Source organism: Amycolatopsis sp. cg9 (assembly GCF_041346945.1).
Classification (GTDB): domain Bacteria; phylum Actinomycetota; class Actinomycetes; order Mycobacteriales; family Pseudonocardiaceae; genus Amycolatopsis.
Window position 1 is genome coordinate 9,276,975 of sequence record NZ_CP166850.1, and the last position, 13,618, is coordinate 9,290,592.

13 protein-coding genes are annotated in these 13,618 nt (G+C 71.6%); 12 read left to right on the forward strand and 1 reads right to left on the reverse strand.

The genetic code is table 11. From position 1 onward, the window contains the following. Window positions 1–253: 253 nt before the first annotated feature. Window positions 254–583 carry a hypothetical protein gene (locus tag AB5J73_RS42540; protein ID WP_370964866.1) on the reverse strand — a complete coding sequence of 110 codons (330 nt, stop codon included), beginning with the start codon at window positions 581–583 and terminating at the stop codon, window positions 254–256. Between the two features lie 187 nt (window positions 584–770). Here AB5J73_RS42540 and AB5J73_RS42545 point away from each other — a divergent pair, with 187 nt between their 5' ends. From AB5J73_RS42545 to AB5J73_RS42600, 12 genes are all read left to right on the forward strand, one after another. Beyond that, window positions 771–1,418 carry a DUF3558 domain-containing protein gene (locus AB5J73_RS42545; RefSeq protein ID WP_370964868.1) on the forward strand — a complete coding sequence of 216 codons (648 nt, stop codon included), beginning with the start codon at window positions 771–773 and terminating at the stop codon, window positions 1,416–1,418. 328 nt (window positions 1,419–1,746) lie between these two features. Beyond that, window positions 1,747–2,655: a trypsin-like serine protease gene (locus AB5J73_RS42550; RefSeq protein ID WP_370964870.1), complete on the forward strand. Its 909-nt coding sequence runs from the start codon at window positions 1,747–1,749 to the stop codon at window positions 2,653–2,655. Window positions 2,656–2,884: 229 nt separating this feature from the next. Next, window positions 2,885–3,754: a trypsin-like serine protease gene (locus tag AB5J73_RS42555; protein ID WP_370964872.1), complete on the forward strand. Its 870-nt coding sequence runs from the start codon at window positions 2,885–2,887 to the stop codon at window positions 3,752–3,754. 332 nt (window positions 3,755–4,086) lie between these two features. Next, window positions 4,087–4,311 carry a hypothetical protein gene (locus tag AB5J73_RS42560; protein WP_370964874.1) on the forward strand — a complete coding sequence of 75 codons (225 nt, stop codon included), beginning with the start codon at window positions 4,087–4,089 and terminating at the stop codon, window positions 4,309–4,311. Continuing rightward, window positions 4,308–5,567 (forward strand): hypothetical protein, encoded by a 1,260-nt coding sequence (locus AB5J73_RS42565; RefSeq protein WP_370964876.1) that lies wholly within the window; start codon window positions 4,308–4,310, stop codon window positions 5,565–5,567. Before AB5J73_RS42560 ends, AB5J73_RS42565 begins: the two co-directional genes overlap by 4 nt. A gap of 44 nt (window positions 5,568–5,611) precedes the next feature. Beyond that, entirely contained in the window at window positions 5,612–6,118 is a 507-nt protein-coding gene (locus AB5J73_RS42570; protein WP_370964878.1) for a hypothetical protein, read from the forward strand. 1,352 nt (window positions 6,119–7,470) lie between these two features. After that, window positions 7,471–7,944 carry a helix-turn-helix domain-containing protein gene (locus AB5J73_RS42575; RefSeq protein ID WP_370973494.1) on the forward strand — a complete coding sequence of 158 codons (474 nt, stop codon included), beginning with the start codon at window positions 7,471–7,473 and terminating at the stop codon, window positions 7,942–7,944. Between the two features lie 56 nt (window positions 7,945–8,000). Then, window positions 8,001–8,933: a hypothetical protein gene (locus AB5J73_RS42580; protein WP_370964880.1), complete on the forward strand. Its 933-nt coding sequence runs from the start codon at window positions 8,001–8,003 to the stop codon at window positions 8,931–8,933. A gap of 1,095 nt (window positions 8,934–10,028) precedes the next feature. Next, window positions 10,029–10,451: a hypothetical protein gene (locus AB5J73_RS42585; RefSeq protein ID WP_370964882.1), complete on the forward strand. Its 423-nt coding sequence runs from the start codon at window positions 10,029–10,031 to the stop codon at window positions 10,449–10,451. A 45-nt stretch (window positions 10,452–10,496) separates the two neighbouring features. Continuing rightward, window positions 10,497–11,462 carry a DNA-processing protein DprA gene (dprA, locus tag AB5J73_RS42590; RefSeq protein ID WP_370964884.1) on the forward strand — a complete coding sequence of 322 codons (966 nt, stop codon included), beginning with the start codon at window positions 10,497–10,499 and terminating at the stop codon, window positions 11,460–11,462. A gap of 168 nt (window positions 11,463–11,630) precedes the next feature. After that, a complete protein-coding gene (locus AB5J73_RS42595; protein ID WP_370964886.1) occupies window positions 11,631–12,611 on the forward strand; it encodes a DUF4192 family protein in 981 nt (326 codons plus the stop codon). A gap of 325 nt (window positions 12,612–12,936) precedes the next feature. After that, window positions 12,937–13,077, forward strand: a complete 141-nt coding sequence (locus tag AB5J73_RS42600) for a hypothetical protein (protein ID WP_370964888.1) — start codon at window positions 12,937–12,939, stop codon at window positions 13,075–13,077. The last annotated feature ends 541 nt before the right edge of the window (window positions 13,078–13,618 follow it).

The following is a 13,618-nucleotide window of genomic DNA, read 5'->3' on the forward strand; positions in this document are numbered from 1 at the left end:
CCAGGAAACCGGACCCGATGACCCGTCGCGCTCCGCGGATTGATCGCGACGACACAGCCGGGTTCCGGGAACGACCGGTCACCGTGGCTGCCGGTCACCCGCGCACCGGAGAGCCGAAAACCGGCCCGCCGGTGCGCGGGACCTGGGGGTGCGCCTGGCCGTGCACACCATTCCCCTGCACGGCCAGGCACCCCACCGCCACACCCGCACTCCCCGGTCACCGTGTCCGTGCCCCACTATCCACAAGAGAGGGTCATCTGCTCGTGCGTCTCGGCAACGTCCGCCCGTCCGCCACGGTGCCCGCACCGGCGCACCCCGCCAACCCCACGGCCTCAGGACCCCGGTCGTGACGTCCGGTCTGCCGTGCCCGTGCGGCATCGCGGTCATGGGTGTCCTCGAGGCCGCCGATCCCGCCGAGGCGATCGCGGCCTGCGAACACGCCGCGCTGCACGCGCTCGCGGTCGGTGCGCAGCTCTGCGCGGACCGGCTCGCCACCGACGACACCGCCGCCGCGGAGCCGGCCGGTGAGCTGAACCTGATCGCGCGGCAGCTGCGGACCACCCACGCACAGTTCGAGCAACACCTCGCCGACCCCCGCCACAGCACGCCACTCCCGGCACCCGGGGAAACGAGCTGCGGTTCCACGCACGCGCCTTCACCCAGATCGCAGCCCGCCTCTACCGCCACGCAGCCCGCGACGACACCCACCGCGACGCGCCGCCCGCGCCTGCACCCACCGACCCAGCCGCCGAACACAGAAACCCCCGCACATGACCACCACACCCCCGCTCCCGCGGCTCGTCACGCTGGCAGCCACCCTCGTGCTCTGCGTGGGATGCGGCACGCCCGGTCACCGCACACACCTCACCCCGACAGCCACCGCGACCCAGTCGCCGTCACCGCCGGGGTTGCCCTTCGCCGGTGCGCCAACAGTGACTGATCCGCTGCCACGGTCGGTGCTGTCAGGCGACCCCTGCACCGACGCGCTCACCCCCACCCAGGTCGTGGCCGCACTTGGCGCGCAGATCACCGGCAAGCGAGAGGACCTGGCACAGGTCGGCCCGGCCTGCGGCTGGTTCAACCCCGACACCGGCGGCGCTGTCGGTGTCTCCTACACCCTCAACATCCACACCGGCCTCAGCGCCGAATACGCCAACACCCAACCCAAATCCGCACTATGGAAAGAACTACCCCCCATCCAAGGATTCCCCGCCATCGCACACGCCGGAACCAAAGCAACCGGCATCCCCATCGGATTCTGCCAAGCCAGCATCGGACTGGCCGACGACCTGTCCATCGACGTCAGCCTCACCCTGGGCGCCAGCAAACGAGACACCGCAGACGCCTGCGGCTTGGTCTCTCAGATCGCTGACATGGCCGTCACGACGCTGAGAGAGCGCGCGCCTATGACGTCCTGACCGCCCGCACCCGACCTCGCGGCTGGTCAGGATTGCAGAAGCCGTTGCCGTCACACGACACTCGGGACACCCGCGTGACGGCACCGGCCCTGCACGACCGTCCACTGGGGAGTGGCCGGTCACCTCTCGCCCACCACCGGGGTTCGGAGCCGAACCCTCGGTGCACGGAATCCCGCGAGTGCCTGGCCGCGCACAGCCATTCCCGTGCACGGCCAGGCACCCGCAGCACCACCGACCGCGACACCGCCGGTAACCGATCCACCCCACGACGGCGCCAACGGTCGATCAGTCCACCCACAACCCTCAACCGCTCAAGGAGAAACCGTTCGTGTCCACCCCCACGGCCGCCGACGCCACCGAGATCGGCACGGCCAGCGCCGCCCACACCATCAGCCGGCTGGACGCGCAGATCGGCGACCTGACCGCGCAGCGTGACGCCGCTGTCGCGACCGCGACCGACGCGGCCACCCACGTCCTGACCACCCTCCCGATGGCACCCCTCATCGCACCGGCCACCGTCGCGGCGCCGTGGATGGTCGCCACCCGCTGGGACTGCCCCGCACGCGGCCGATTCGACCAAGCCGAAAGTGTCGGCGTCCTGATCGGCCCCCGCCACGTCCTGACCGTCGCCCACTTCTTCGACACCACCCTGCCCGTCCCACCGGCCATCCAGCAGAATCCCGACTTCACCCCCTTCGCCGACCGCGACCGGTTCATCCAGGTCGGCGCATTCACCCCCGGCGGCGGCGAACGCTACGAGATCGTCGACGTCATCACCCGCAGCTTCGACAGCACACCCACCAGCATCAGGCCGGCCGAGGCGCGGAACGACATCGCCATCGCCGTGCTCGACCGACCGGTGCCCCACGCACCGATCCGGCGGGCGACCACATCCGCCGTCGTCGGCGACCGTGTCAGCCTGCTCGGCATAACCCCGCAGATCAGCAACGCCCGCCGCCTCATCCAGGTCGACACCTGCGTCATCGACCGAGCCGCCGGCGGTATCCAGCTGGGCGCCGACGAGTTCTGCGCCGCCAACCTCCCCGGCCCGCTGCAGGTCGGCGCAGGATTTTCCGGCGGGGCACTGGTCCGGCCCGGCGAGCAGGGCGAGGACTCCGAGCTGCTCGGCATCTGCAGCCGCGGCATCGGCATCAGCCCGGAGGTCAGCCCGCCGGTCGTCATCGTCGACGCCGTGCGCGCACACGGGGACGTGTTCGGCGAGGCACTCCAGGCGTGACACCCGCCGACGCCGACGCACACGAAGCTCCCGCCCGGCAGTCCGACGAACTCCTCTCGGCGGCCGCAGGCGTCCTCATTACCGCGCTGCTGAGCTGGACACCCTGGTAAACCGCGCCGTCACCCGGACCGCAAGCGAGCCCCGCACCGAGCACCCGGCGCGCCACATCCGGCCACCGATATCGCACCGCGACATCACACCAAATCCCCTCACGTAAGGACGAACCGACATGGCAACCCGATCTGTCCGAGGAACCATCCGGCATAGGTTGCTGGCCGGACCGCGGCAGGCCTACCACACCGCACTGGACAGCCTCGACACCCCGCCCCACGTCGCCGACGATCCGATCGACGCGCCGTGGATCGCCGCCGTGCACTACGACGGCGGCGACCGCAGCGACCACTTCACCGGTCTCGGCGTCGTCATCGCCCCCGACTGGGTTCTCACCTGCGCACACCTGTTCTGCCCGGCACTCGACCAGCCCCACACCGGCGAACCGCCCACCGCCGAGAAAACCTTCCACGTCCGCATCGGCGATCCCCGCCTCTTCACCGGTAAACGGCACACGATCGCCGAACGCATCGAAAACGGCTACCTGCCTGCGATCGGCACTCCCGACGCGCGGAAGAACCGCGCCAAACCCAGCGCCGATCTCGCGTTGCTGCGCCTGACCGAGCCGACCGACGTCCCACCCGCGCGCCTGCTCGCCGGCCCGATCTCCGAGGGCACCGCCCTCACCTGCCTGGGCTGGCCCGACGGCCACCACGGACCCGGGCTGCTGACCCAGGTCAACACCACCACCATCACCCGCAAAGCCGCCCTCGGCGGCCTGATCAAGTCCGACGAGTTCTGCGCGGCCAACGTCCCGGCCCCGGCGAGCATGAGCAACGGCTACTCCGGTGGAGCTGCCCGGCTCGTACCGGGCACCGCCGAGGACGCACCGCCGCCGGTCGTCGGCCTCCTCAGCCGCGGAGCCGACATCGGCGACGACACCATCTCCTGGCCCGCGATCATCGTCGACCTCACCTCGCACCGCGAGTTCATCGAGGCGACCACCGGCGTCACGTTCCTCACCGCCGAACGAACCGCGGATCTGTGATGGCAGGCGAACAACGCCGGCCGTCAGCGGTCGGCACGACGCACGCCACGACGCCCGGCGGCGGAATCACCCGCTAAAAGACGTCGGTCCCGGCCCGGGGTATCGCCTCCCAGCCCCGGCCGGGACCGCCCACCGCAACACGACGACACCGGCCTCGCCGACCCGGATGCCGGATCGGGCGCCCATGTGCCCCGCTGTCCCCGCACCGAACACGCCCCGCGGCCAGTGCGTCGGCGCGGCCGCCTGCCCCTGCGTCCTGCGGACGCTGACTCCGACGTCCTGATCCGCCGACCTGCTCCTGTCCGCTCCGCCACGAAACGACGTCATTCCTGATGGATTTCCTGTTCACCCTGCTGCTGACCGCCTGGTACCCCGCCATCGGCCTCCACACCGCGCGGACCGTCCTGCGTGAGGCCACCACCCCAGGGGCTTGCGCCTGGCTCTGCGCCGCGGCGATGGTGCCGCTGTGGCCCGCGGTCGAACTCCTTCCGCCGCTGGCGGCCTGGTGCCAGGCCTGCGCCGCGCGACTGGCCAGGACCATCAGGCGGACTCGGTGAGTCTCGTCCACGGGCACCTGCCCGATCCGGCCCAACGCGTCTACGAGCTGCTGGCCGACCTTCCCGGGCCCGACACCACCGCCGCGCCACTGGCGTGCGCTCTGGGCCGCCCCGACCACGAAGTCACCGCCGCGCTGCAGGTCCTGCACACCGCCCGGCTGGTCGAGCACCAGCCCCCAGACCGCTACCGGCTCACCGACCGATACCGCCAGCACGCCACCCACCTCCGCGATCAGGTACCACCGCCGGTCCGCGGCGCCCAGCTTGCGGGCGTGCTGGGCTGGTACGCCGCCACCGCGGCCGCCGCCATCCCCACCCTCGCGCCCCACGCGCACCGGTTCAGCCCACCCGCCACCCACCACGGCGCCGTCCCGGCCACCATCACCAGCGCAAACCAGGCCCGCACCTGGTTCGGCCGCGAACACCACGTCCTTCCCGCCGTCGTGACCGCCGCCCTCGACACCCGCCACGACGACCTCGCGCTCGAGCTGGCCGAAGCCTGCTGGCACCTGGCCCGCCCCACCTATCACCACGACGACCTCGCCTGCATCCAGCACGCCGGCCACACCGCCGCCCACCGCACCGCCCCGGAGATCGCGGCGGTCTTCCGCGCCCGCCACGCCGTCGCCCTGGCCGACCTCGGCCACCACGACGACGCCCGCACCGCGGCCGCCGACGCCACCGACCTCGCCCATAGCGGAGGCGATCCGCGCCTCGCAGCGCTCGCCCACGCCGCAGCCGGCCGGGTCCTGCTCGCCGCCGGAACGCCCGAGGCCGCCCTGCGCGCACTCGCCCTCGCACTGCGCCACCAACGCCGCCTCGCCGACGACACCCACGGCCACGCCGTCGTGCACCGCCGGATCGGCCAGGCCTACCTTGCCCACCGCCGGTTCACCGACGCCATCCGGCACCTGCGCGAGTCCCGCGACGCCATGACCCGCGCCCGCAACCCGCTCGGCGCCGCCCAAGCCGTCGCCTCCCTCGCCGAGGCCCTCATCGAGACCGGCCGGGTCGCGGAAGCCATGGGCGAACTGGGCCGGGCTCGCCGCCGCCTGGGCGAGACCACCGCACTGCGCTACCGGGCCCGCCTCGATCTGGCCGCCGCCCGCGCCGCTCACCTGCTCGGCGACACCGGCATCACCCGCCGCCTGACCCACGACCTCATCGACCAGCTCACCGATGCCGGCCCGGGCGCCGCCACCGACCTGCAGGCCGCCACCGACCTGCACGCCGCCACCCCGCACGAACACCGCTGAGCACCGACCCGACAACAGACCGATCCCCTGAGGACACCGAACTCGTGGAACCGTTCTTCCAGCCCGACCGGCTCTGGCCCACCAACACCCACCTCACCGCCGTCGGCCCGTGCGGTCACGACCACGACCACAGCGGCTGCCTGGGCGGCGACTTCACCCGCCAGCACCGGATCACCTGCACCTCCTGGGATCTCGGCACCGTCGCCAACGGCCCGCACCTGCGCCAGCAATGGACGCTGCGGATGCAGCGCCACGACACCACCGGCACCGCCTACGCGCTGACCTGGATACACGACTGGAACACCGGGACCGGCGCACTCGACTGGGACTGGGCGGTGTTCCTGCTCGCCCGCGACGCCCAGGACGGCCGGCTCAGCTGGGCCGACTACACCCGGGAAAACCACCTCACCGGCTCCACGCTGGCAGACCTCACCGCCGAACGCGAGTACTGGACCCAGTGCCAATACACCTGGCACCGCGTGCGGGACTTCCTCGGAGACGACCCGGGCCTGCTCGCGTCGTTCTTCGACATCCTCCCACCGGAGTACTGACCGCGGGTCACCCCCACATCCCTTCCCGCGAAAGGACAACGGTCATCGCCGCCGCGGCACCCCAGCCCAACCACACCACCACGCCCGCCCCGCAACCGGTGTCACCGGCCGGGACACTCACATCCGTCACCGACTGCGGCACCGCAGTCCACGCGGCCGTACAGGCCCTCGGTGACGAGCTCGCCGGCGTCCCGTTCACGTCGCTGCGGCAGCGGCTGATCGTCGCGTTCCGGCTCGACACCACCTGGCGGGCCTGGCGCGTCACCATCGCCGCCGAGATCCGCATCGCCGCGTGCGCCGCCGCTGCGGAGTCCACCGGCAGCGACACCCCCGGCACTATCACCGAGCCCCTCACGACAGGTCGGCGACGTCCGGCAACGCCGGACGCTTTCGCCGCAGCTGACCGGCGCGCCGACGGCGTCGCCGTGGCAGCCCAGGACCAGCTGGCGGCGACCGCACGCGCTCTCACCGCCGCAGTCCACGCCGTCACCCGCACGTTGGCCGAACAGCCCGCCCGCCGCCGCACACGCTTCGTACGCGACCTGCGGACCTGGCAGCGACACTGGGACCGAGCCGTCGGCACCTCCGTACTCGGGGTCCTCGGCGAGACCTGCATCGCCGCAAGAACGAAAAACTGGTCGTTCCGGGACATCGCGACCGCGACCGGAGTTCCCCGCGGCACGGTGTATCGCCGCGCGGCCGAGGCGGCTCGCCCGGTCCCGGGCCTGACCGCCGCACCTCCCGCAGAGATCACTGCATGGGTCGATGATCTGGTCGCCGTCGCACACGACGCCCCTGACGATCCGACCACACCCGATAGTGGTAACTACCTGGTCCCGAACCCGCAACACCGTCCCGATCCACTCCAGCACCCCGGCACGGCCAAACAGCCCGGCACCCCGGCCTGCTCGGACACCCCGGCGCGACGCGCCCCCGCAACACCCACATACCCACCGCAGAGCCACACACCGACGAAACCAGCCCGGCGCCTCCCGGCTCCGGTCACTCCGACAGCCGCAGGAAAACCGGCGAAACCACATCGAAACCGACGACCAAGCCCGACCGACCGAGCGGCCGGAGGTTCCTCGCCGACGGCCGCCCGTCCTGCAGCCGACACCACCGACGATCCGCGTCGCAGTCCGTTCACCATCGAGTTCAGCTCCGCCCCGCCACCATCCACAGTGGACAACAACCAGCTCCAGAGCCTGGCCGCACCCGCCCGGGAACCAGACGCCGAGCCGGCACCGGATGTCCCGCCGACCGATGCCGCCACGGCCGCACATGATTCACCGGCACCGCCCGACCTCACACCACCCGCCACCACCAATGACCCCACCGCCGGGATCGCGCATCTGTGGGCTGAATCCAGCCGCGCCGTACTCGATGAGGACCGCTACCAGAAGATCCTCGGCGACGAACTCCGGAGGCTGCGCCGCAAACGTGGCTGGACACGCAAACACCTGCGCCAACGCCTGACCTCCGACATCTCGCTGCAGACCCTCTCGACCTACGAGCACGGCACCCGGCGTATGTCGGTGCTGCGCCTGGTCGAACTCTGCCTCGCTTTCGGCGAATGTCCCCAGGACCTGATCGCCAAAGTGCACCAGCGCGCCACCCGCGACCACCTCACCGCAGACGCGTGGAAGCTCGCGGGCCTGACCGAACCGCACCTGGCGCCGCTGAGCAGCTGGGCCACCCAGCTGCTGCACCAGCCCGATCCGCCCACCCACTTCCGCCTGAACCTCGACGCCGTCGGTCGCATGGCCCAGCTGTGCGGGATGACGCCCGACGACCTCGTGGCGTTCCTGGGCGAGCACGCCCGCTGACACCCACCCCTCAACCGCACGCACAAACGATCCTGCCCCATCCACAAGGAACCTCGATGAATCTCGCGGACCCGGCCACCAGCACACCGACCCCGGCCACCGCCATCCCCCCAGCCGCGCCCTCGCCCACCGCCCCGGGCACCGGCGCGGCGGCCACCGGGCACGCCGCAGTCAAGAGCACGGCCTTCGCAGATCCCGGTTCCGCCGCCGCGCACCCGGCTCGGCGCACGCAGTTCGTCACTGCCTACCACCTAGGCACACCAGCGCCGCGGTGGCGGGCCACCGCCCTCAGCCACGCCCTGACCCACGCCGCATACGACATCCGCGCCGGCCGGTCCCTGTTCATCAAACTCATCCGCGGCGACGATCCCGACCTCGATCCCGCGCTCGCCCCCGACTGGGCTGTTCTCGCCGCAGCCCGCGATACCGCGATCCTCGTCCTGGGCGCCACACCGCTGGCCGCGCAGCTACGAGACCAGCTGGCCACCCCCGGCCCGGCCGGGCTCAGCCTCCTTCCCCTCCCCGGGCCGGGACTGCCCCTGCACCTGCTGACGCTCCCGCTCACCCGCGCGACCCGGCTGCTGCTGGAACGCGCCGGGTTCCGCTCGGCCGACGAGCTCGCTGTCGTGTCCGACACCTGCTGGAACCAGCTGCCCCGCTTCGGTCCGAAACGCTGCGCCGAACTCGCCCACGTCCTGCTCCGCGAGCAGCAGGCCCGTCCACGCCGCGACCCCCTCACCCGTCATGCCCTGCTCGTCGCCGGCCTCACGGCCACCGACATCGCCCGGCACAGCGTGATGATCGAGCTGATGGTGCGCTCGGCCCTGCCGATCGAGACCGCCCGGCAGATCTGTGCCCTCCTTGCACTCGAAGACATTCCCCCGCTGAATCCCGAGATCACCGCCATGCTGACCGACGAGGACGCCGACCCGGCCCTGCTCGACCACTACCGCCGCACCCACCGCGCGGCCGTCCCCCGCCTGTGCTGAGACGCGATGACCGCAACCGCCCCACCAGGCCCCGCGCCGCCCGGCCTCCGCTCCTGCATCCTCACGCCGGCGCCGCACCCGTCCGTACGCTCCGGGCTCAGTGCGGTGGCGAGGAATGCGTCCCACCGTTGTCCGAGAAGGTCAGCGTCGCGGTCTGATCTACCCTAGTCGTGCAGTGCCGGAACGCAGAACACCATGTCAGCCGGGATGCCTAACACCGCGACGACGTCCCAGGAGGCGACTCATTCCGCTCGCCGGCCGGCGCCTGCACAGCATTTCTCTACCGCCGATGGGGCCGGTGGCACCGGGCAATGGACTTACTCGCCGTTCTCCTCGACACCTGCGACAACGCCGGCGACGACGACGGCTGCCTGGCCGCACAAGACGGCCTCGCCACGGTTCTCCTTGCGGCGGGCCGGGCGCGCATCCGCGGCCGTTCCCCACTTGCTCCAGGCGATCTCACACGCACCCGACAACGTCGAAGACATGGCGCGTGCCGGACTGCTGATTCTGCTCGGCCGAACTGGACGAGCGACCGGACCCATGCAGGCAGGACGGCGTTTGCGGGCGCCTTGTCCTTTCTGGTCGATCGCGACAATCACGGTGCCCGCGACGTGCGTTCGTTGTTCGCCGGGCAATCACTGCCGCCAGAAGTCGCTGCGGCGCGATTGTAGGAAGTTTTTGGCTCGGGGCAGGCGCCCTCCCCAGAGACCTGCCCCGAGCCGGGAACCGTGTGACCGCCGGGGGGTCGGGCGGATCAAGGTCCCCAGAAGGGTCCACTGTGGTCGCTCCTGTGGACCACTGCGGATGTCCTTCTACAGCCAGTGTGCCCCCAAGAACCAGTAATTCGCCACAAGTGTGGCGGATTTTTTCTTTATAACGTTGAGTATCGAGTCCTGCGCGAAACGCAGTACCCGACGACATCCTCCCCGCCCCCGCGCCGCCGCGGCCGGGCGCAGCCACCGCCCAGTGCAGCAGACCCGCAGCCCGGGGCAAGCCCACCGTCTACATGGGACACATCCGGAATTCGGCGGGGGCTTGCCCAGGCCCGCGGGGCCCGCTGGCCAAGGCCGCGTCCACCGCCCATCCCCGGGCGTGGCCACCGAGGAGGAGGACTGCGTGCTCAAGTACTTCGTCTCCACCCATCGCACCCAAGGCGAACGGGACAACGACGCCAACAGCATCCCCGGAACCGAAATCGTCGACCTGGCCAGCCTTTCCCACGAAGACCCGGACAACACCTACTGCGGCTGCGCCCGCAGCTTCGTCGGCATCACCAGCCGCCAGACCACCACCACCGCCGAGATCGTCGAAACCGACATGACACCGGTCCAGTTCGTCGCCCGCTTCCACACCGCACTCCTCGCCCTGGGATTCGCCGACACTCCGCAGCTGCGCGCCGACGCCGCCGACGGCGCCACCGAGCTGCTGCGCCTGGCGGCTGCGTGGCCGGCCGGCACCGTCGTCGAACGCCGAGGCCAGGAGATCCGCGTACGCAGCTTCCCCGACGAGACCTGACCCCGCGCGACCACAGCGCCCAACCCATCGCCTGAAGGAGTGCTCATGTCCCGTTCCATCGACGCGCGGCGAGCCCGCGCGTTCCTCCAGCACGCCGCCGAACCCACCAGCGCGGCCCTCGCCCGCTACGTCGCCCGCGTCGGAGCCATCGACGCCGCCCACCGGATCGCCGAGCGCACCGCCCCCTCCGGGGTGCTCGCCGACTGCCGCGACGACGCGGGCTGGGAGCTCACCGACGCCAGCCTGGATGCCGCAGCGCAGGCCGGCGGGCGCTTCGTGATACCCGGGGACGACGAGTGGCCCACCGACGTCCTCACCGGCCTGACCCACGACGACGATGCTCCCGGCGTGCCACCGATGGGCCTGTGGGTGCGAGGCGCGGCGCGGCTGAACGAGCTGGCGGGCGCGCGTTCGGTCGCCATCGTCGGTTCCCGCGCAGCCACCCAGTACGGCGAACACCATGCCGCAGAACTCGCTCACGCGCTGGCGTCGCGCGGCGTCACGGTGTGGAGCGGTGCCGCCTACGGCGTTGATGGTGCCGCGCATCGCGGCGCACTGGCCACCGATCGTCCCGGCTCCACCGTCGCGATCCTCGGCTGCGGGTTCAGCATGGGCTATCCGGCCGGGCACGTCGGCTTGCTCGAGCGGATCGCGAGGGTCGGCGCGGTCGTGTCGGAGTACCCGCCCCACACCCCGCCGGCCCGGCACCGGTTCCTCGCTCGACACCGTCTGCTCGCCGCCCTCACCCGGGCAACAGTCATCGTAGAAACCGGAGTGCGCGGTGGTGCCCGTACCACCGCCGGCACCGCCGCGGCCCTCAGCCGTCCGGTGATGGCCCTGCCGGGCCCCGTCACCTCGGTGCAATCTGCCGGCTGCCACCAGCTGATCCAGACCGGCACCGCCCGCCTGGTCACCTCCGCCGACGACATCATCGCCGCGATCGACAAAGCCAACGCCGCGGAGACGGAACCGGAGGCGGACGTCCCGGCGGGTGAGACCCCCGGACGCTAGCGCACACCCCGACGGCGGCCCGGACCCAACGACGACCTGTGACACCGGGCGGCGACGCGGGCCGCCGTCGGCCGCGCGCTCGGGGGCGGTGGCGGCTCACGGCCTCGTGGGCCGCCACCGCCTCCTACGGCCCACACGCCGGAGAGGCCGATTCGAGGAGCGCCGACCGTGACCGTATACCTGACCCCCGGTGAACTGATCGGGACCCTGCCCGACACCTGCACTGACACCCTGCACGTCATCGCCCTCCCAACCCACCCTCGCCCCACAAGCCGGGGGCGGCTCGTCTCCCCCACCGGTACCGCGTTCCCCGCCACCCAGGTGCGCGGCATGACTACCCGCAAGATCGCCGGGCACGTGCAGGCCGCCCTACCGGCCGACCACGACACCGACCTGGCCGTCGTCATGATCGCCGAAGACCGCGCTTGGCAATGGCTGCCGCTGCGCGCCGCGATCGCCGCGATCGAGACCGAACTTCGGCCCGCCGGGCACACCGTCATCGGCCGCTACTGGGCCCCGCACACCCGCCCCGGCGCCCCCTGGCGCGACTACCGCCGCCCCACCCACCTCGGCACCGTCATCGCCCCGCGCGCCGACCTCGACTTCGCCAAGCCCCTCCAGCTCGGCGGCGACGCCCCGACCCCCACCTGGTGCCTGCCCTTCGCCGACGCCGGAGAAACCCTGCCGGCCAGCCTCAGCCGCTTCGCCCGACGGGTCGTGCCGTTCCTGGTACGTCGCGGCGACGAAGCCCACCGGATCGTCACCCACGCCGTCATCCAGGCCGGCCGCGGCGAGCTCGTCGACGACATCGCCGCGTTCGCCGTCACGACCGCGCTGGCCAATAACGCCGTCTACGGGCCCATGCTCCTGCCACCGGCCGATCTCGACCCGCAGCGGGTCGAGCAACTGTGGCTGGCCCTCTACCGCGGCACCACCGACCCTCAGGCTCGTGCGCGGCTGGCCACGTTGATCGCTGCCAGCGCCGTCCGACGCGGTGACCGCCACCTCGCCGCGTGTGCCCTGGTCCACGCCCACGGCGCGCCGGGCGCCGCCACCGTCGGACTACTGTTCCAGCAGCACGCCGGGACCGAAGTTGTAGAGCGTGAGCTGGACGAGATGGCCGTCCGGGTCAGCGCGACACGCCGCTAGCCTAAGTCCCCGACATCAAGCTCGGCCGCGGCGCTTCGGGCGTCATTCCACCGCCTGGAACGTCGCGGCCCGGCGCCACAAGGGCCGCATCGCGCGCCATGCGATCCTATGGTCCACTGGCACCGCCGCCGGCGCTCGGCTGCCGATGAGGGCCCGAAACGCGGGTAATCCAGGATTGGCCATCCCGCATCAGCTCGTTCGGTCTATCCGCTGTCACGACTGGCCATCCGACTTCCCGTCTGCGGCCGCAGCCCAACTCGCGATCGATCATCCTGGCGCACCCCGGTCACCCCGGCCGACCCGTGTCGGGGGGGGGTTGCCGCACGTGCGCAACCCAACGGCGGATCGCCTCGTGGTGATTGCGCGCGGCCTCTATGACAGTGCCGACGAGGTCGGTGTCCCCGCGGACCAATTGATGCCCGTCGAGCCCGAGCGGCACGGGGACACCGTCGGCAAGGCGAAGTAGACTTCGCGATCCCGTTCGCCAGCAGGGCATCCGTCAGCCCGGTGCGCTCCGGTGTGTATGCGTCTAGCGAGCAGACGGCGGGATCGGTCGGTGGCGTGACGGTGGGGCACGTGGGTGTCTGTCCAATACGTTGGAGGCGCCCGGGCATAAGGGGGAGTCGAGGGCGGGAGAAGGTGACATACTGAGAAGGTGCGGGGCCGGTGTCGTGCGATCCGTGACAGCCGACCCCGCGGTCGCGCGATTCTCTAGCGGGGATTGCGCGTTAGCTGATCAGGGAGCAAGCCTGATCAGCGAGGGTGGCCAGCAGGATGAGCAGTGGCACGGTGATCGCGATGATCACCGCGCAACCGCCCCTGCTGGCCGGCCCCTCCCTCCGGTGTTTTCCCATCGTTTCTCCTGGTGGGGTCGAGGCTGCCCGGCGGACAGCCGTGGTGTGCTCCCGCGGGTGCGGAAGCCCCGGTGTGCGGGGTGCATCACCGGACATCGACGACGGCGGGGCATGGCAGAGCTCGCCGGGCGCGCGGAGGCGTTGGCCGGCACA